The 17,774-nt window shown below is 38.2% G+C and carries 18 protein-coding genes; 10 read left to right on the top strand and 8 right to left on the bottom strand.

What is annotated here, in order from left to right; all coding sequences use genetic code 11:
- Positions 1-253 precede the first annotated feature (253 nt).
- Positions 254-2,677 (bottom strand): endonuclease MutS2, encoded by a 2,424-nt coding sequence (locus EWM59_RS26200; protein WP_130024184.1) that lies wholly within the window; start codon positions 2,675-2,677, stop codon positions 254-256.
- A 162-nt stretch (positions 2,678-2,839) separates the two neighbouring features.
- Here EWM59_RS26200 and EWM59_RS26205 point away from each other — a divergent pair, with 162 nt between their 5' ends.
- The 3 genes from EWM59_RS26205 to EWM59_RS26215 all read left to right on the top strand — a co-directional run bounded on the left by EWM59_RS26205 (position 2,840) and on the right by EWM59_RS26215 (position 4,505).
- Complete coding sequence (locus tag EWM59_RS26205; protein WP_130024185.1) at positions 2,840-3,346, top strand: PAS domain-containing protein; 507 nt, start codon at positions 2,840-2,842, stop codon at positions 3,344-3,346.
- A gap of 1 nt (position 3,347) precedes the next feature.
- A complete protein-coding gene (locus EWM59_RS26210; RefSeq protein WP_130024186.1) occupies positions 3,348-3,572 on the top strand; it encodes a cysteine-rich CWC family protein in 225 nt (74 codons plus the stop codon).
- Between the two features lie 240 nt (positions 3,573-3,812).
- On the top strand, positions 3,813-4,505 hold the full coding sequence (locus EWM59_RS26215; RefSeq protein ID WP_130024187.1) for a hypothetical protein: 693 nt from the start codon (positions 3,813-3,815) through the stop codon (positions 4,503-4,505).
- 2 nt (positions 4,506-4,507) lie between these two features.
- On the opposite strand, the gene EWM59_RS26220 is transcribed toward EWM59_RS26215, so the two are convergent.
- Positions 4,508-4,705, bottom strand: a complete 198-nt coding sequence (locus EWM59_RS26220) for a hypothetical protein (protein ID WP_130024188.1) — start codon at positions 4,703-4,705, stop codon at positions 4,508-4,510.
- A 57-nt stretch (positions 4,706-4,762) separates the two neighbouring features.
- On the opposite strand from EWM59_RS26220, the gene EWM59_RS26225 reads away from it, so the two are divergent.
- Positions 4,763-5,461, top strand: coding sequence for a hypothetical protein (locus EWM59_RS26225; protein WP_130024189.1), 699 nt, complete (start codon positions 4,763-4,765; stop codon positions 5,459-5,461).
- Here EWM59_RS26225 and gltX read toward each other — a convergent pair.
- The 4 genes from gltX to EWM59_RS26245 all read right to left on the bottom strand — a co-directional run bounded on the left by gltX (position 5,453) and on the right by EWM59_RS26245 (position 9,050).
- Positions 5,453-6,958 (bottom strand): glutamate--tRNA ligase, encoded by a 1,506-nt coding sequence (gene gltX, locus EWM59_RS26230; RefSeq protein WP_130024190.1) that lies wholly within the window; start codon positions 6,956-6,958, stop codon positions 5,453-5,455. The two genes, EWM59_RS26225 and gltX, sit on opposite strands and share 9 nt — an antisense overlap.
- A gap of 214 nt (positions 6,959-7,172) precedes the next feature.
- The gene (locus EWM59_RS26235; protein ID WP_130024191.1) at positions 7,173-7,688 is read right to left on the bottom strand and encodes a DUF2480 family protein; all 516 of its coding nucleotides are present in this window, start codon (positions 7,686-7,688) and stop codon (positions 7,173-7,175) included.
- A gap of 93 nt (positions 7,689-7,781) precedes the next feature.
- Positions 7,782-8,711 carry a hypothetical protein gene (locus EWM59_RS26240; protein ID WP_130024192.1) on the bottom strand — a complete coding sequence of 310 codons (930 nt, stop codon included), beginning with the start codon at positions 8,709-8,711 and terminating at the stop codon, positions 7,782-7,784.
- Between the two features lie 12 nt (positions 8,712-8,723).
- A complete protein-coding gene (locus tag EWM59_RS26245; protein ID WP_130024193.1) occupies positions 8,724-9,050 on the bottom strand; it encodes a nucleotide pyrophosphohydrolase in 327 nt (108 codons plus the stop codon).
- A 259-nt stretch (positions 9,051-9,309) separates the two neighbouring features.
- Here EWM59_RS26245 and EWM59_RS26250 point away from each other — a divergent pair, with 259 nt between their 5' ends.
- Positions 9,310-10,353, top strand: coding sequence for a M28 family peptidase (locus EWM59_RS26250; RefSeq protein WP_130024194.1), 1,044 nt, complete (start codon positions 9,310-9,312; stop codon positions 10,351-10,353).
- A 45-nt stretch (positions 10,354-10,398) separates the two neighbouring features.
- Here EWM59_RS26250 and EWM59_RS26255 read toward each other — a convergent pair whose 3' ends face one another.
- Both EWM59_RS26255 and prmC read right to left on the bottom strand, forming a co-directional pair.
- Positions 10,399-11,370 carry an AAA family ATPase gene (locus EWM59_RS26255; protein ID WP_130024195.1) on the bottom strand — a complete coding sequence of 324 codons (972 nt, stop codon included), beginning with the start codon at positions 11,368-11,370 and terminating at the stop codon, positions 10,399-10,401.
- Between the two features lie 144 nt (positions 11,371-11,514).
- On the bottom strand, positions 11,515-12,411 hold the full coding sequence (prmC, locus tag EWM59_RS26260; RefSeq protein WP_130024196.1) for a peptide chain release factor N(5)-glutamine methyltransferase: 897 nt from the start codon (positions 12,409-12,411) through the stop codon (positions 11,515-11,517).
- A gap of 47 nt (positions 12,412-12,458) precedes the next feature.
- Between prmC and ribD the strand changes: the two genes are divergently transcribed.
- The 5 genes from ribD to EWM59_RS26285 all read left to right on the top strand — a co-directional run.
- Entirely contained in the window at positions 12,459-13,490 is a 1,032-nt protein-coding gene (gene ribD / locus EWM59_RS26265; RefSeq protein ID WP_130024197.1) for a bifunctional diaminohydroxyphosphoribosylaminopyrimidine deaminase/5-amino-6-(5-phosphoribosylamino)uracil reductase RibD, read from the top strand.
- An 86-nt stretch (positions 13,491-13,576) separates the two neighbouring features.
- Complete coding sequence (proC, locus tag EWM59_RS26270; protein ID WP_130024198.1) at positions 13,577-14,377, top strand: pyrroline-5-carboxylate reductase; 801 nt, start codon at positions 13,577-13,579, stop codon at positions 14,375-14,377.
- 41 nt (positions 14,378-14,418) lie between these two features.
- Positions 14,419-14,904 carry a hypothetical protein gene (locus EWM59_RS26275; protein WP_130024199.1) on the top strand — a complete coding sequence of 162 codons (486 nt, stop codon included), beginning with the start codon at positions 14,419-14,421 and terminating at the stop codon, positions 14,902-14,904.
- Positions 14,905-15,051: 147 nt separating this feature from the next.
- A complete protein-coding gene (locus EWM59_RS26280; protein ID WP_130024200.1) occupies positions 15,052-16,719 on the top strand; it encodes a S41 family peptidase in 1,668 nt (555 codons plus the stop codon).
- Between the two features lie 207 nt (positions 16,720-16,926).
- Positions 16,927-17,774: transposase (locus tag EWM59_RS26285; protein WP_130022580.1), on the top strand; the 848-nt coding region annotated here is incomplete at its 3' end.

The following is a 17,774-nucleotide window of genomic DNA, read 5'->3' on the forward strand; positions in this document are numbered from 1 at the left end:
TCCCCCGCTAAAGCTGCTTCCAGAAAATGTCGCTTCGGCGATCCGATTCATCAATGGCGCAAAAATCCCTTTCTCTCCACTAAAAGGTTTACCAGCATACATGCCGGCAATTGCTTGCTTTTTGAACTCTTCAAAATCAAATTCTTCTTTCTCTTCCATAAAAAAAACTGTGTTTAAAGTAAAATTAACATTTTAACTAAATTTTACCTTGACACAGTTTAATTTACAGTCTCCTCCGTTACTGCCATTTTGTTTATTTCATTCTTACAATCGTTACCCCTTGCCCACCCCGGTCGGCGTGTTCGTCGCTCATGCCTGCTACCTGTTTATAACTGCGCAGGTGCTGGCGAATCAGATTTCTTAAAATACCATCACCTTTTCCGTGAATGATTCTTAATTCGGGGTATCCCAACATGATTGCATCATTCATCAGACTGTCTACTGCTCCTAAGGCTTCCTCACCACGCTTACCTCTCAAATCAAGATTGAAGCTGAAATTTACCATCTTTTCGTTCAAATCAATGCCTGCCATTTTCGGTTTGATACTCTCCTTCACCGCCTCTCTGAATTCCTTACGGCTCATTTTCTCCAGACGGTTGAGTTTTACATTGGTTTTTAATTCACCAATCGCAATTTCGGCATCTTTGCCTTTCATAGAGAGCACTTCACCAATAGTAGCCTGCCCTTTAATTCTCACAAAACTACCTATGGTTATTTCGCCTTTTTCTGTCTCCCATTCTTCCGATACAGGTTTTTGCTCTTCTACTTTTTCAAGCTTCAACTCGTTAGTTTCAAACTCTTGCAATTCCTGACGAATCAGTTTGGTAAGGTCTTTATCAGCTTTACCTTCTTTTATGTCTTTAATAGTAATTTCAATTTTCCGGTTAGTCTCTTTCAGCAATTCTTTGGCCTGTGCTTTAGCATCATTCAGAATTTTCTTCTTTTCTATTTCAAGGAAACTCTTCAAACCATTGTATTGCTCCAGGGTATTTTTCAGTTGCTGGTTTTTCTCCAAAAACTCCTTGTTTCTGTCAGCAAAGACTTTTCTTTCAATCTCTAATTCTTTAATCAGTTTCTCGAAATCAATCTGCTGAGTACCTAATTTACGTTTAGCATTGTCAACAACCTGTTTAGGCAAGCCAATTTTCTGGGCTACTTCCAAGGCAAAAGAACTACCCGGTTTACCAATCTCTAATTCATACATAGGTTCCAGATGCTCTGCATCAAATTTCATCGCCCCGTTGATAGTACCACTGTTTTTATTGGCAAATACTTTCAGATTGGTATAGTGTGTATTAATAACGCCATAAGCTTTTGAGCGCAACAATTGCTCTAAAATAGACTCGGCAATGGCACCACCCAGGCTGGGTTCTGTACCTGTACCAAATTCATCAATCAGAAATAAAGTAAATTTATTAGAGAAATTAACAAAGTGCTTCATGTTCGTCAGGTGCGAACTATATGTACTTAGGTCATTTTCAATACTTTGTTCATCACCAATATCAATAAAGATATTCTTGAATATACCCACTTTGGAATCAGGCGATGCAGGCACTAATAGCCCACATTGCGCCATGTATTGCACCAAACCAATGGTTTTGAGCATAACCGATTTACCTCCGGCATTTGGGCCTGATACCAATACTATTCTGTTCTCGGGGTCGAGCTTAATGCCAAGAGGCACAATGGCTTTGTTTTGTTTCTGATGTGCCAGATACAACAAAGGGTGTGTTGCTCTGTACCATTCTAAAGCCTGATGCTCAACCAATAGAGGAGCGGTAGCATTGATAGATAAGGCAAATTTAGCTTTGGCTCTGATAAAGTCAATCAAGCCTAAAAACAGATACGCCTTGCGTAGTGCCGGAACATGCGGACGTAGAAATGCGGTCAGTTTTTCAAGAATCTTCACTATTTCCCGGCGTTCACGGGCTTCCAGTTCTCTTATTTCATTATTGGCTTCCAGTACTTCGGCAGGTTCCACAAAAGCCATCTGGCCCGTAGCCGATTCATCATGCACAAAGCCCTTTAACTTGCGTTTGTGTTCTGACAAAATAGGAATCACCATTCTTCCATCACGAATAGTTAATGACATTTCGTCTCCTATCCATCCGCTGTTACGGGCTGTGCGCAGAATGCGTTCGAGGGTTTTTCTTAAATCGCTTTGTTCGGCTATTAGTCTGCGGCGAATATCGGCTAACTCTGGCGATGCAGAATCTCTTACTTTGCCTCTTTCATCGATAATCCGGTCTATCTGCGATATCACCCCACCCCAACCGTCATTCTCTGAAACAGGCAATGAATTGGCGGTCAATGTTTTTAGTTCAGGATAAATCATTTCTTCTTTTGTTTTGAAGAAATGGATAATCTGCTGAATGGTGCGAAGCGAAAGTTTGATTTCAAAAAACTGTTCTTCGCCTATAAATGCGCCTTCAATTGCCGCACGTGCCAGTGCGTCGCTTACATCTATATAGTTCTGCTCCGGAAAACCCGACTCGGTTTGCAGAATTAGTTTAAACTCTGCTACTTGTCTGATTAATCGGTTAATGAGTTTATAGTCATCAGAAAAACGTATTTTTTCAACAAAAGCTCGTCCAAGCGAACTCACGCATTGTTCAGCAATGAGTTCACGAATTTTATCAAACCCTATTTTTTGTTCTATGTTTTGCGGGTAAAGCATGATTTTTTATTTGAAAACGGGTGCAAATCTACTAAAATTTCCTGTCTTTTTATGAATCAGGATAGATATGAGTGTTGGTTCGGGAACAGATAATACCTGAACCTGAAAAATTTCTAAACATTTGTATTAAACAAATGGTAGTCCTTGAAAAAATGAATCATTATGTTAGATATACCTGCCTTTGCTTATCAGGAAGAAAAAGAAAGACCTGTAAAAGTATCATTACTATGTTGGGATATCGCTAATCCCTTGTTAGAAAAACATGTTCAGATACATCATGATATTGAACAAGTTGAAAGCCTTAGACTTACCTATAACTGGGAGTCAACTATTAACTTTAAAAAACTAATTGCAGAAAACCATACTATTGTTATTACAAATCTTGCGCAGGAGATAGTCTGGGTAAGCCATAGTTTTGAGGCTATGACCGGCTACGGTTCAGAAGAAGCTACCGGGAAGATCCCTTCATTTCTGCAAGGTAAAAAAACGAATCCTCAGATAAAAGCGTTAATCAGAGAGAAACTGGCTAAACTGGAAAACATTGAAACCAAAATCTTAAACTATCGCAAAAATGGAGAATCTTACTGGTGTAGTATTAAGATTTTTCCGATTCAGAACGCAAAAGGCGAGGTAACTCATTATATTGCCATAGAAAAAGAAATTAACTGATATGCCTGAGCAGGTACCTACACATTCCCCCGATATTTGTCCTCGTTGTCATCAGTCTTTTGTCTGCAAAGCCCATGAGATTGGTGTTTGTCAGTGTAGTGCCATTTCTCTAACGAAAGAACAGACCGCCTTTATTAATCAACATTATGACACTTGTTTGTGTATCAATTGCCTGAAGGCTTTGCAACAGACTTATCAACAACAAATCATTACCCTTGCAGAATAATCCTGTTGTCGGTGTTCTTTACTTACATTGTAAGCAAGTATAATTACTCATTTTTAGATTAAAATCTGCATTTTTTAATTGTTTTTCTTTCTTTTTTATTATTATTTTTCCAAATTTGGAGAGATTTTTCTTATTAAAAGCTAATAAGGCGTAATAGTTAACCTAAGCTAAACAAGAATTGTATTGAGTTATTTCTTTAATAAATAAGCTCAATTGCTTTGCGTACTCACCGAACCTACCATGATAAAAGTTGCCGTAATTACTTTACTGCTTGTTGTTGAGCTTACTATTTTCTATAAAATCGACTCAACACTTGCTTATCCTTTCAGAGGAGGTATTCATTTATTGATGGCTTACTGGTATTATTCCGAAAGAAAAGGCTCACTTAACCAGACAGATAAACTATTTCTCATTTCTTGTCTTATTCCGGCCATTACGCCAATCCCGATTTATGTATTTGGTTTTACCTGGGGCACACTTTTAGAAGCAGTATTACTTTTGGTTAGTTATCAGCTATTAATCAGAATCTATCATTTAGAAGGAGCAAAAATCAGGCTTCGTACTAATTTCAATACTATTTTTAAAGTATTTATACCTTGTGTAGTTTTTCCGCTTACGTATTTTTTGTTTGTAGTTTTTCCGGTCCTAAAACCAGATATTTTACTCATTACCTTTATTTACCTCATTCAGGTTATGTACATGGCCGTTCTATCGGCCTATCTGCCTTTTCCTGAAAAAAGTAAGCTCTATATATCTTTAGGAATGTTTTTTATTTTATTTGCCAGTGGCGCAAGTGTTCATCGGGTATATGTGGCAGCTTATGAGTTTGACTATGGCATAGTAAGAATAACGGCCAATCTTGGTCGGATACTTATTATTTTTGGTTTACTGAATCGTATGAAAAGAGAGGAATTTCTTCCCAAATTAGTCTGACCTTATTTTTCGCTGTCTTTTTTCCGATTGCGAAGTTTTTTATCATCCACCGTATTATTTAAAAAACTGTTGATTTTATCAATTTCAAAGCTCATCTGGATTTCACCAAAAGAGTTGATTTTGATATCAAAACCATTCAAATCTTTGTGTACACGAGGGTTTTCGGCTGGCGATTTTTCGTCTGATTTCTTTTTGGCCATAGTTTTAAAATTATTAAACCGTAATTAATTTGTTGTGCAATATAAGACTAACCTATTATGAAAAAAATTATTGTAATTCTCTTGTTAAGTATAACCGAGTTAGTACTCTATTATAGCTTCAACAAGTTTGTTTCTTACCCTGCGAGGGTATTAATATATGGATATCTTGCCAACTGGTATTATCAGGAGCGAAAACAAAATGCCTCAATCAATCTGACTGATAAACTTTTTGTTTGGGCATGTTTTATACTGATGTTTTCTCCATTACCGGCCTATATCAATAATTCTATCACAGGCAAGGTAATAGAATTTGCCTTATTAATGTTAAGCCAGCAATTAATTATTGCAATATTTATAAGAGAAGGAGCTAAATTTGATTTTTCTACTAAGAGAAAGACTTTTCATAAAATATTAGTTCCCTATGTTATTATCCCGGTTCTATTTTTCTTTTTTGTTGCTCTTCCCACTCAGCAATGGATTCCGGTTATCTTATTTGGGTTTTACATCATACAGATGATGTTTTTAAGTATTTTATCAGCCTATGCCCCGTTCTCTGAAAAAAGCCAATTCTATATTACTATGTCAATGGGGATGTTGATAATTTCAAGTGGAGCTAATTTTTTAAGGCACTCAATTTCACCTTATGAGTACGATTTTGCAGTGGTACGCATCAGTTCGGTGGCCTACCGTGTGTTTCTCCTGATTGCTTTAGTTCACAGAGAAACACACGAGGTAGAGTCGCATTATTTACGCTAAGACTTCTGTTGCCTTTTCGATTCTTTTGATTACTTCTGCTTTACCTAAAATCTCCAAGGTAAGCATCAGGTCAGGGCCTTTGCCTACCCCTGTAATAGACAAGCGGAAAGCCTGCATCACCTTACCTGGTTTGAGCCCTGCGGCTTCAAGGGCAGGGAAAATAGTATCATGAATAGACTGTGCCACAAAGTTTTCATCACTCATGCCCTGAATAGCTTCTTTAATAGCTCCCATTGCCTTGCGGGCATCATCGTTCCATTTGCTTTTTACAATCTCCTCATCATAAGTAGCAGGTGCTTCAAAAATGAAAGGTACTTCGGTTACTATTTCTTGCGGAAAAGTAACACGGTCTTTCATCAGGCGAACTAATTTAGGGGCAATGTCAGCAGGGGCGCCAGCCGGAAGCTGAATCAAGGCGGCTAATTCCTCTTCTGATTTTTCTTTCAGATAATACTGGTTGAACCACTTGGCTTTATCAACCATAAATCGGGCACCTGCCTTATGTATTTTCTCTAAACTGAAAGATTCAACCAATTCACTCATAGAGAAAATTTCCTGTTCAGTGCCGGGATTCCAACCTAAAAAGGCGAGGAAATTCACCAGTGCTTCTGGGAAATAGCCATCTTCACGGAAACCTCGGGCTTGTTCGCCTGAAAAAGGGTCTGTCCATTTTAACGGAAACACAGGGAAATTGCCTAACAAACCATCACGTTTGTTAAGTTTACCATTGCCTTCCGGTTTTAACAGGAGTGGCAAGTGCGCAAATTCCGGTGCTTTCCAGCCAAAGGCTCTGTATAACAAAATATGCAAAGGTGCCGATGGTAACCATTCTTCTCCACGAATCACATGGGTAATTCCCATCAGATGGTCGTCAACAATATTAGCGAGGTGATAAGTTGGCATACCATCTGATTTCAGCAATACTTTATCATCAATCGTTGAAGAATGTACTACAACCCAGTCACGGATAATATCTTTGAAACGGATTTCTTCTTTCAGGGGTACTTTCAAGCGTATCACATGAGGGTCTCCATTGGCAATTCTTTCAGTTACTTCTTCTTTCGATAGCGTCAGAGAGTTTTTCATCTGCATTCTCGTAACCGCATTGTAAGACGGATTATCTATTTTTGCGTCTTCGAGGCGTTTACGCATCTCTTCCAGTTCTTCGGCTGTATCAAAAGCAATATATGCTTTGCCATCCTGCAGTAACTGGTCGGCATATCTCCGATAGATTTCTTTTCGCTCCGACTGACGGTAAGAAGATTCCGGGCCGCCTACACCTTGTCCTTCATCTATTTTAATTCCTATCCAGTTCAGGGCTTCTAAAATATACTCTTCTGCTCCGGGTACAAAGCGGTTCTGGTCTGTGTCTTCTATGCGAAGCAACATTTTACCGCCCATTTTCTGAGCAAACAAATAATTATACAAAGCCGTACGAACTCCACCTATATGAAGCGGACCTGTCGGACTCGGAGCAAATCTTACACGAACAGACATAATTTTTTACGGACGATTTTCTAAATCGTCAAAATCTAAAATACTGGTATTTATGACACTAAATGAAAACGGAGCGCAAGTTACGAAAAAAATCCTCACTGCGCGGCGGCCGCCCCAACTCCTCTCCAACTGGAGAGGGGCTAAAAAAATCTCCCTCTCTTGCAAGAAAGGGAGATTTATAACGGATGCCTCACGGGGTGAGGTGAGGAAAATGCTATACTTTCGGCTTCTTATACAAAGGAACTGTGCTGCAAGGCTCACCAAACATAATGCTTTGGGCATAAGGTTTTAAACGACGTGCGATTTCAACGTAGGCAGAGGTGGGTACTGCTACTTTGCTACAGCCTTTTACTACTACTTTGGCACTGGTATATTCCTTAAAATCAATTTTAGTAATGGCAACGTCATAGAGTTTAGTCTCCAGTTCGTCAAGTGTGCCAAATACAACCATATTGGCATACGGCTCTAAGTGTATCGCTAACAGCATATAAGCCCATGTAGGGATAATTGCTTCTTCGGTACAGGTAATAGCAACATTTTTATTGGTGTAGTAAGCCCAGTTATGGGTTTTCAGAAACTCACGAAAATCTTTTTCACGCAGAATCAGACCCATATATAAGTTGTCTTTAATATCATATACTATCCGGTCGCCTTTATGATAAAAATCCTCTAAGTCAAGCGTAATCAGGCCGCTCTTGCTTACCCGGTTTATGATTAGTTCTTCTTCCATTTGTTTAAAATAAAAAAGCACCATTATTTGCATAGTTGCATCAAATGGCACAGATTTTTGTACAATCCTGTAGTTAATGAAATAACACTTTCTTTACTCAGAAAGTTTGTTTGAGGTATTATCTGCTGTTTCGGTTGAACCAGAAACTACCAATACAGGCGATGGAGGGATTGGCACGGGTTTTAAAGTAAGGTATTCAAACGCACCACTAAGCATCCACATTTTCATAAAGACCCTTCCGAAAACAAAGGCTTGCTGCACAATAAACATGACAAAAATCTTCAATGCGGAGTTCATGCCAATGGCTGATTCAAGAAACAGATATACCAGTACCAATATGACTGCTACCACAAGAATAGCCCAGTAAATACGCATGGTTTTGAAATTCTGGAAAATATAACTGGTGGCTTTCCAGAAACCCAGCCAGGCATTTAAAGAAAGATTTTTGAATAAAATGACTTTCGCATAATTACCGATATTGAGCACAACGGTAAACAAAAAACCAGAAACCAATAATGATGGCGTAAGCCATGCCATTTGCACAGGCTCGGTGCTATCGCCGGAGGCAATCAGAGAAACGCCCAAAAGGATAAAAGCAACAATACAAACGCCTACAAGTGCAACCGCTTCTATAAGAAATACGAGAAAGAACCTGCCGAAATATTGCATAGAGTTTTTAAGAAATTCACTTATTCTGAAAGTCCCTCTTAAAGCAAACTGTGAAAGAATACCCCCTGCAAAAAATATATTCAGCACTAAATATATAAGCGATAACACAAAACCCAACAGCCAGAAAGGAGGCAGTGATTTACCACTTTTATTTAAAAAATCAATGATAACGGTCAGGTCGAACCCGTTAATCAGTCTGTTAAATTCGATAGAACTGTCAGCTTCTACTTGCAGTACATTATAAAGGGGAACAGCTAAGATTAAACCAAGGGCTATATTAACGATAAAAACTGTCAGAACCATTTTCAAGTTTCGGGCAGTTCGGTTAAATGCTTGAGAAAGTATCGTAAACATATTACATATTGGTTAGGTTAGTTTTTCGTTGTTTTGGTGTCGCAATTTATCTCTTTTTGTTTTCTTTTCAAGGTTTTTGCGAAGTGCTTCTGTTAAATCAATATTGGTCTGATTGGCCAGGCATATCAGCACAAACAATACATCGGCCATTTCATCTCCTAAATCTTTGTCTTTATCCGATTCTTTTTCAGATTGTTCGCCATAGCGGCGAGCCATAATGCGTGCTACCTCGCCCACCTCTTCCATCAGCATAGCCATATTGGTAAGCTCGTTGAAATACCTCACACCAATGGTTTTAATCCAGTTATCTACTTCTGCCTGTGCTTCTGCAATAGTCATATCGAATATATTTTGAGATGCAAAACTAAGGAAAAAAAGTGCTTCCGGAAATACATTCTATATGGCAACGTTATTTTAGAACAAAACGGTATAAGTGTGCTGTAAAATTATATATAAGTTGCTTGTAGTCAGAGATTTATAAGAATAGTCTTTAAGTCTGACAACAGACAAGTTAATTTTCTTTTAATAGCTGCATTGAAAATGAATACCTTTGTGGCTGATTACAGATTATAGTCAATAGAATTATTTAATAAATAAGATGAACTTGTTTAAAAAACAGACAATTCAAAGTAGAAGATTCCCCTATGATAGGTTAGTAATTTTACTATTATCGCTCTCTATTGTTGTTTCGTGTAAACAGAAGCCAAGCTCCGGCGAGAGTGAAGCAGAACAAATAAAACTGGCCAATGCGCCTGCCTTTAACGCTGATTCGGCTTATGCTTTTATCGATAAACAAGTACAATTTGGGCCTCGTGTTCCTAATACATCATCTCATGTGAAAGGGGGCGACTGGTTAGTAAAGAAACTCAAAGAATATGGCTTTGAAGTAATAGAGCAGCCTTTTAAACCTGTAACATTTGATGGAAAAACCTTGAATGCCCGCAATATTATAGGCACTTACAATCCATCGGCTACCAAAAGAATTTTATTGGCAGCACACTGGGATTCCCGCCCGTTTGCCGATAAAGATTCTGTGAAAAAAGAACAAGCCATTGATGGCGCCAACGATGGTGCAAGTGGGGTAGGGGTATTATTAGAAGTAGCACGCACCATTCATACAACCCAACAAAAACCAACTATTGGTGTTGACATTATCTTTTTCGATGCTGAAGACTGGGGTGAAAAAGATGATATGCAGCCTTCTCAGGAAAAAGTATATTGGTGTCTGGGCTCGCAATACTGGGCAAGCAATCTGCACAAACCTAATTATTCGGCCTATTTTGGTATTCTGTTAGATATGGTAGGGGCAAAAGGGGCTACTTTTCCGAAAGAGGCACAGTCGGTGCAATTTGCCGGAAATATTAATAATCAGATATGGGACATTGCCGAACGTTTGGGGTATAGCCAGTATTTTATTAAACAAGAAGCCGGGGGGATTACCGACGACCACGTATATGTAAATACAGTAGCCAAAATTCCGATGGTTGATATTCTGCATCAGGAATTAAATAGTAATCGTACTTTTGGTCCATTTCATCATACACACGGTGATAATATGAGTATTATTGATAAGAATACCTTAAAAGCCGTTGGGCAGACCGTTGTACAGGTATTGTATCAGGAAGATGGTGCAGGATTATAAATTTGTAGAGGTGCATACAATGCGTCTCTACGGACTTCAATATTATCACCTCCCAATTGCCACCCGTTTCAACAAAGTATCTATCACCTGACGGGTAGTTATCCCATCTGCTTCTGCTTCGTAGTTTAAGATAATTCTATGGTTAAATACATCATGTACCAATGCCTTAATGTCTTCGGGTAGTACATAATCTCTTTCATCAAAATAAGCCAGCGCTTTTGCGGCATTGTATAAGGAAAGACCTGCACGGGGCGAAACGCCAAACTGAATATACCGGGCTTCGTCTTTCAGACCATACTCAGCCGGGCGACGGGTAGAGAAAATCAATTCAATGATATATCGCTCCAGCATTTCAGAAATAGTAATCCGGTTTATTTCCTGCTTGATGGCTGAAATTTCTTCTCTGTCTAAAATTGGTTTGGGCACATAATTGAAATTCAGATTGGCCATCTTACGTACCATTTCCAATTCAGAGTTTTTGTCGAGATAATCTACAAAAACTTTCATCATAAAACGGTCAACCTGTGCTTCCGGTAGTGGGTAGGTTCCCTCCTGCTCTACCGGATTCTGAGTAGCCATTACCAGGAACGGGCGGTCGAGTTGATGAGTTTCATCGCCGATAGTTACCTGTTTTTCTGCCATTGCTTCTAACAAAGCTGACTGTACTTTGGCAGGGGCACGGTTTACCTCATCAGCTAAAATCAGGTTCGAAAAGATTGGTCCTTTTTTTACTTCAAAATCACCAGACTTCTGGTTATATATCATCGTTCCGACCAAATCAGAAGGCAACAGGTCGGGTGTAAATTGTAAACGATTAAAACCTAAATCTAATACCTTGGCTAAGGTATTAATTGTTTTTGTTTTAGCAAGTCCGGGTACACCTTCAAGCAGAATATGCCCGCCCGTAAAAAGCCCAATCAACAGTCGATTAATTAACCGTTCTTGTCCTATTACTACTTTACTTGTCTCTGAAAAAACCTCTCTTATTTTTTTATGTAAAATTCTCGAACCTTCCATTTGTTAGATAAGATTATAGCAAAATCGTTGGATTAATAAATGATAAGATACCTTGATTTTATAGAAATTCAGTTTTCCAAAATCAAATAAATTGAGCCAATCTTGTGTAAAAAGTGTGAAGATAGGAAAATCCCTTAAAAACACTTAATCCTTTTTCATCTTTTTACTAAACGAAGCCCGAACGAATCTATTTTTCTGATGAATATCCTTTATAACAACAGCCTCTGAAAAACCTGCCATCCTAAACACTTCTGCCGTTTCCTGCCCCAGATTTTCATTAATTTCTACTACTACCATTCCATCTTTCTTCAATGTCTGAGAAGCAAAACGGGCAATAGCCTGATAAAAAATCAATGGGTCATTGTCCTCAACAAAAAGCGCCAGATGTGGCTCAAAATCCAGTACGTTATTACGCATTTGCGTTGCTTCTTTCTTGGTTACATAAGGCGGATTACTCACGATAATATCAAAACGAAGCTCGGTTTTTACCTTATCTGACAAGTATTGCAATATATCTACCTTTTCAAAAGTTACATGAGCGGCTGCGTTAAGGTCTGCATTTTCCTGTGCAGTTGACAGGGCATTTTCTGAAATATCATAGGCCAAAACCTGTGCATTGTTTAATTCTTTTGCCAATGAAATAGCAATACATCCGCTACCTGTGCCTATATCTAAAACTTTTTTTTCAGTTTCGGTTTTCTGTGTTTTTTTCTCCCATTGACACACATATGCTACCAGTTCTTCTGTTTCGGGTCTTGGTATCAATACTGAATCATTCACCAGAAATCTTCTGCCATAAAAAATTGCTTCACCTAAAATGTACTGAATCGGCTCATGACTGTTTAATCTGTTAACTACCGAATCCCAGTCAATGTTTTTTGAGTCATTGATAGGTCGATTGCTCAGAATATCAATTTTCCTGAGCCCTAAGGTATGTTCTAATAACCAAAAAACAATTTCTTTTGCTTCCTGTGTTTCATACACCGTAATTTGATGTAACAATGCGTCGAAGAGTTGTTTGCTTGTGAGGTTATCTTTCAAAATATAAACTTTGTGATTTGCCGCAAAATTAACGCAAGAAATTAAGAATGGAAGAAAAATATATGCTCCGGGCGTTACAATTAGCTGAAATTGGCAGGGGTCAGGTAAGCCCTAACCCAATGGTAGGCTGTATAATTGTACATAATGATAAGATAATCGGAGAAGGCTGGCATCAGAAATATGGTAGTTGGCATGCTGAAGTAAATGCTGTCAATTCGGTAAAAGACCTCTCAAAGCTATCTGCATCAACCGTTTATGTTACGCTTGAACCATGCTCTCATTTTGGTAAAACTCCTCCCTGTGCCGATTTATTAGTAAAGCATCAGGTAAAAAAAGTAATTATTTGTAATGATGACCCATTCCCGTTGGTAGCCGGAAAAGGAATTGCAAAACTAAAAAATGCCGGGATTGAAGTAGTACAAGGTTTATTAGCTGAAAAAGGCAGCGCACTTAATGCTCGCTTCTTTACTTATGTAGAAAAGCAACGTCCTTATGTAATTTTGAAATGGGCTGAGACCGCCGACGGCTTTATTGCAGGAGAAAACTATGCACCTGTAAAAATCACCAATGCACTCTCACATACAGTAGCCCATAAATGGCGCAGTGAAGAAGACGCCATTATGGTAGGCACTAATACCGCTCGTTACGACAACCCAAAACTGAATGTAAGAGAGTGGCAAGGAGCTAAAAATCCGATAAGAATAATAGTTGACAGAAAACTACAATTATCCCCATCATTAAACTTGTTTGATAATACGCAGGATACATGGATACTCAACGAACAGACAGATAAAACAGAGGATAAAAATACATATATCAAAGTGGCATTTGGGGAGTCATTTATTGAAAATACGCTACAAGAATTGTATAAACGAAAAATACAGTCTGTCTATGTAGAAGGTGGAACAACGTTGTTGCAGAGTTTTATTGAAGCTAACCTCTTTGATGAAATCAGGGTTTTTCGTAGTCCTAAGCAACTCTATCAAGGCATTGCTGCACCCGTTATTCCTAAAAATGTTGATATAGCTGAAAAACAAAACTTGTTAGGCGATGAACTAACTATCTATAAACATCGCTAAATTTGTAAAATTACCTTTCTACCCTATAAAGGTAATCTATTTTTCACCAAAAAATACTCCGATAAAGGGTAAGGAGACGTTAATTCATGAAAATTGCCATTATAGGCTGCGGAAATATGGGAATGGCTTTTGCCCGTTCGTTTTTGCAGTATGATTTAGTACGTAAAGAAGACCTTTTATTAATTGAAAAAAGTCAGGAGCGTAGCGAAACACTTAAAAGTGCTAAAGAGGGTGTAGTAGTAAGTACCATCAATGCCCAGATAGCCGACTACGAACTAATTATTCTTTCGGTAAAGCCACAGGATTTTGCCTCTCTGCAAGAAGAATTGACGGCAGTTATCCAACCACAACAGGTTATATTGTCTATTATGGCGGGTATTCCTATGAGCAAGATTCAGGAGGTACTTAATCATAAATTAGTCGTAAGGGCTATGCCTAATACACCTGCTATGTTGGGTATGGGTATTACCGGATTTACTGCCGCTCCGGAAGTAGATGCTCATAAACTCCGTAAGGTAGAAAACCTGATTAATGCCACTGGACGCTCGGTATATTTAGAAGACGAAAGCATGATTGATGCCGTAACGGCACTGAGCGGTAGCGGTCCGGCATATTTCTATTATCTGGTAAAGCATATGATAGAAGCAGGAAAACAAATGGGCTTTGATGAGGGTATGGCAAGCCTATTGGTAAAACAAACCATGTTAGGTTCTTATCACCTGATTAATAATGCTGAAAAAAGCTTAGATGATTTGATAAAAGCCGTAGCTTCAAAAGGTGGTACTACTGAGGCAGCCTTACGTACTTTTGAAGAAAGCCAATTGCCGGAAGGATTAATCAATGGTATCCTGGCCGCAGAAAGAAGAGCGAAAGAATTATCTAAATAGTTAAAGTTGCAAAAGGGAAAGTATAGTGTTTTGAAAAGGAAATGAATAAATCATACGAATTATTTTACGAAGAATCAGATGAAATTAATACCTCTGAAGGATTCAGGGGAGCTATTAATATAATTGATAACCATGTAATAATTCCATGTATAAATGTCGGTGTTGCTGAACATCTATTAAACCCAACAAAATCAAATAACTTTATAGATTATTCTTATTTGCTCTATGTAAATGTTAAATCAATTCATTTTAATACGGTACTTGATAAGAGGTTTGAAGAAACGGAAATTTACTATAACAGTTGTACAAATATAATAGGTGCCAAACAGTTTGAAGTTTCAATTGAATGTGAAAAGCTTTGTTTAATAATAAGAAAAAATAGCCGATTATCGACTAAAACGTGGATTCCTATTGAAACTCCAGTTTTCACGCCTAATCTATATGAAAGTGAGGTTTTTGAATTTCTACATTCAGACATAAATCCACTTATAGATTTTATTAAATATCAGGAAAATTCAGCCCTATAAAATTTATTCGACGTATTTTCTGTTAATAGAGAGAATCCGTTTAAACCGGAAATTCGCATTTTAATGTAAGATTTAAAACAATTTATTGACATAATCAGTATATTTATCTTACAAACAGATATCAATTATAAATTTAAGTGTTTTAAAGTGGAAGAAAACAAAATACAGAATAGTAAAGCCACTGTACGGACACCTATCATTGTAGGTACAACCCTTGCATTGGGTATTCTGATAGGTGCAACTTTTTTCGGAGGTCGTCGTCCGGCGGGCGATGTATCCCGTAGTTCAAGCAAGTTCCGGGAAATTCTCTCCTATATTAACAGAAGTTATGTAGATAGCGTTAATACCGATAGTTTGGTTGATTATTCAATCACCAAAATGCTTGAAAAATTAGACCCTCATACCTATTATTTCCCGCCGCAAGATGCCGAACTGGCTCGCTCGCAACTCGAAAGCGGTTTCGACGGTATTGGTATTGAGTTTAATGTATTCAACGATACCGTATATGTGGTTACACCATTGGCCGGGGGGCCATCAGAGGCAGTAGGTATCCAGAGTGGTGATGCCATTATTAAAGCCAATGATAATAACCTGACCGGAAAAGAAGCAAGTAGCACCAATATCTTTGCCAACCTGAGAGGCAAAAGAGGCTCGGTGGCAAAGCTGGAAATTAAACGCAAAGGCTTCAAAGATTTATTGAAATTCTCGGTTACCCGCGATAAAATACCTCAATATGCTATAGATGCCGCCTACCTGATGAGCGACAAAAAAACAGGTTATCTGAAAATTAATCGTTTTACAGAGACTACCTATGACGAGTTCAAGGAACACATGGCCAATCTACAAAAACAAGGCATGAAACAATTGCTTTTAGATTTACGTGGAAACCCCGGAGGATATATGGATAAAGCAACCGACATTGTAGATGAACTGGTAGCAGGTAAAGGTGTAATTGTTTATACTGACGGAAAAGACTCCCGTAATAACCGCAAATCTCATGCACACATTGACGGAATGTTTGAAAAAGGTCCGATTGTAGTATTGGTAGATGAAGGCAGTGCTTCGGCATCAGAGATTGTATCAGGTGCATTACAGGACTATGACAGGGCTTTGGTAGTTGGTCGTAGAACTTTTGGCAAGGGCTTGGTACAACAACCGATTCAATTGTCCGACGGTTCGGAGTTACGTCTCACCATTTCACGTTATTATATTCCAAGTGGCAGAGGCATTCAGAAACCTTATGTAAAAGGGCATTTGGAAAACTATGATCATGAATTAGACGACAGAGGGAAATCAGGCGAGTATTTCGTAGCCGATAGTATCAAAAATAACCCCAAGATGCGTTTCAAAACGATGGGTGGCCGAACGGTTTATGGTGGTGGTGGAGTTACGCCTGATATTTTTGTGCCACGTGATACAAGCCATATTACCAAGTATCTGATGGAATTGTATGGCAGAAACATCATTCGTGAATATGCCATGAGTTATGCTAACGAAAATAGTAAGAACCTGTCAAAACAGTCATTTGATAGTTATCTGAAAGACTTTACTGTGAGCGATGCCATGCTCAATGACATGAACAGAAGACTAAACCAGACAGGCGTTACTTATACTGCCAAAGAATTTGCCGACTCGAAAGACTTTATCAAGTCTCAGTTAAAGGCCGCTATTGCCCGTCATATCTGGCACCGGAGTGTAAAAAATGGTCTGAATAACGAATACTATCAGATTATTTACCAGGATGACCCAATGATTGAAACAGCAATAAAGAGCTTTGTGAAAGCAGAGAAACTGGAGAGAGAAAGAAAATTGTAAGATAGAGTTATTATTATTATTCGTAGAGACGCATTGCAATACGTCTCCATTGGTCTGTCATATTGAGATTAATAATTAGGCTCTCCTTTAATAGGGTAACGATTTGATTAGCAATATTTTAGCAAATAAATAAACCCCGAATATGCACGAACTTGACATATTTCGGGGTTTTTCGTATTTTTCTTCTGCTAAGAATTAAAAATACAGATGCAAGGTACATTATTTGATTTGGATTCTCCAAATTTTTCCAGATTGCACATTTTCAAGAATAAGACAGAATTAGGTGCGATTTATCAAACCATAGATTGGGTAGCTTTAGACAATCTTCTTCCAAAAAAGAAAACCAAAGTTGGTTCTCCTTCCATTTTACCACCACGAGGATATTTTGGTTTAATGTTTCTGAAGCATTATCTGAAACTGAGTGATGAAAAGCTATTAGAGCGATTAAATACTGACTGGGCTATACAAATGTTTTGTGGCATTCAATTGTGTGATAATCAAATGGTTCGGGATAATGCTTTTGTCTCTAATGCACGAACTTACCTGGCAAAGCATATTGATTTAGGCGTTTTACAACAAACCCTTATTGCAAATTGGAAGCAGGAAATACCTGATAAACAAGTAGTACTAATGGATGCTACCTGTTATGAGTCTTATATTCGCTTCCCTACAGATGTGAAATTACTTTGGGAATCTTGTCAATGGTTATGGGAAAAACAGATTCCCACCCTGTGTCAAACTTATCGAATCAAATTACCTCGCTCAAAGTTTAAAGACCAAAAGACTAAATATATCTCTTACAGCAAACTGCGAAAGAAAAGCTATAGAAAAACCAGAAGCAGGCAAAATGCTTTACTAAAATTGTTGGATAAAGGAATAGAAGCCTATCAATCCCTGCTCAATCAAACTCAAGCGAAAGGATTAAGTATGGTAGACGCTGAAACATTTAAGACCATTAAACTGGTTTATCAACAGCAAAAACAGCGATACTTACACCCACAAGCCAAGATACCAAACCGGATAGTAAGTTTGTACAAACCCTACCTCAGACCCAT

Source organism: Emticicia agri (assembly GCF_004168285.1).
Classification (GTDB): Bacteria; Bacteroidota; Bacteroidia; order Cytophagales; family Spirosomataceae; genus Emticicia; species Emticicia agri.

Coding starts and splice junctions, on each gene's coding strand:
- EWM59_RS26200 (WP_130024184.1), bottom strand. CDS start 2,677: ATGCTTTACCCGCAAAACATAGAACAAAAAATAGGGTTTGATAAAATT.
- EWM59_RS26205 (WP_130024185.1), top strand. CDS start 2,840: ATGTTAGATATACCTGCCTTTGCTTATCAGGAAGAAAAAGAAAGACCT.
- EWM59_RS26210 (WP_130024186.1), top strand. CDS start 3,348: ATGCCTGAGCAGGTACCTACACATTCCCCCGATATTTGTCCTCGTTGT.
- EWM59_RS26215 (WP_130024187.1), top strand. CDS start 3,813: ATGATAAAAGTTGCCGTAATTACTTTACTGCTTGTTGTTGAGCTTACT.
- EWM59_RS26220 (WP_130024188.1), bottom strand. CDS start 4,705: ATGGCCAAAAAGAAATCAGACGAAAAATCGCCAGCCGAAAACCCTCGT.
- EWM59_RS26225 (WP_130024189.1), top strand. CDS start 4,763: ATGAAAAAAATTATTGTAATTCTCTTGTTAAGTATAACCGAGTTAGTA.
- gltX (WP_130024190.1), bottom strand. CDS start 6,958: ATGTCTGTTCGTGTAAGATTTGCTCCGAGTCCGACAGGTCCGCTTCAT.
- EWM59_RS26235 (WP_130024191.1), bottom strand. CDS start 7,688: ATGGAAGAAGAACTAATCATAAACCGGGTAAGCAAGAGCGGCCTGATT.
- EWM59_RS26240 (WP_130024192.1), bottom strand. CDS start 8,711: ATGTTTACGATACTTTCTCAAGCATTTAACCGAACTGCCCGAAACTTG.
- EWM59_RS26245 (WP_130024193.1), bottom strand. CDS start 9,050: ATGACTATTGCAGAAGCACAGGCAGAAGTAGATAACTGGATTAAAACC.
- EWM59_RS26250 (WP_130024194.1), top strand. CDS start 9,310: ATGAACTTGTTTAAAAAACAGACAATTCAAAGTAGAAGATTCCCCTAT.
- EWM59_RS26255 (WP_130024195.1), bottom strand. CDS start 11,370: ATGGAAGGTTCGAGAATTTTACATAAAAAAATAAGAGAGGTTTTTTCA.
- ribD (WP_130024197.1), top strand. CDS start 12,459: ATGGAAGAAAAATATATGCTCCGGGCGTTACAATTAGCTGAAATTGGC.
- proC (WP_130024198.1), top strand. CDS start 13,577: ATGAAAATTGCCATTATAGGCTGCGGAAATATGGGAATGGCTTTTGCC.
- EWM59_RS26275 (WP_130024199.1), top strand. CDS start 14,419: ATGAATAAATCATACGAATTATTTTACGAAGAATCAGATGAAATTAAT.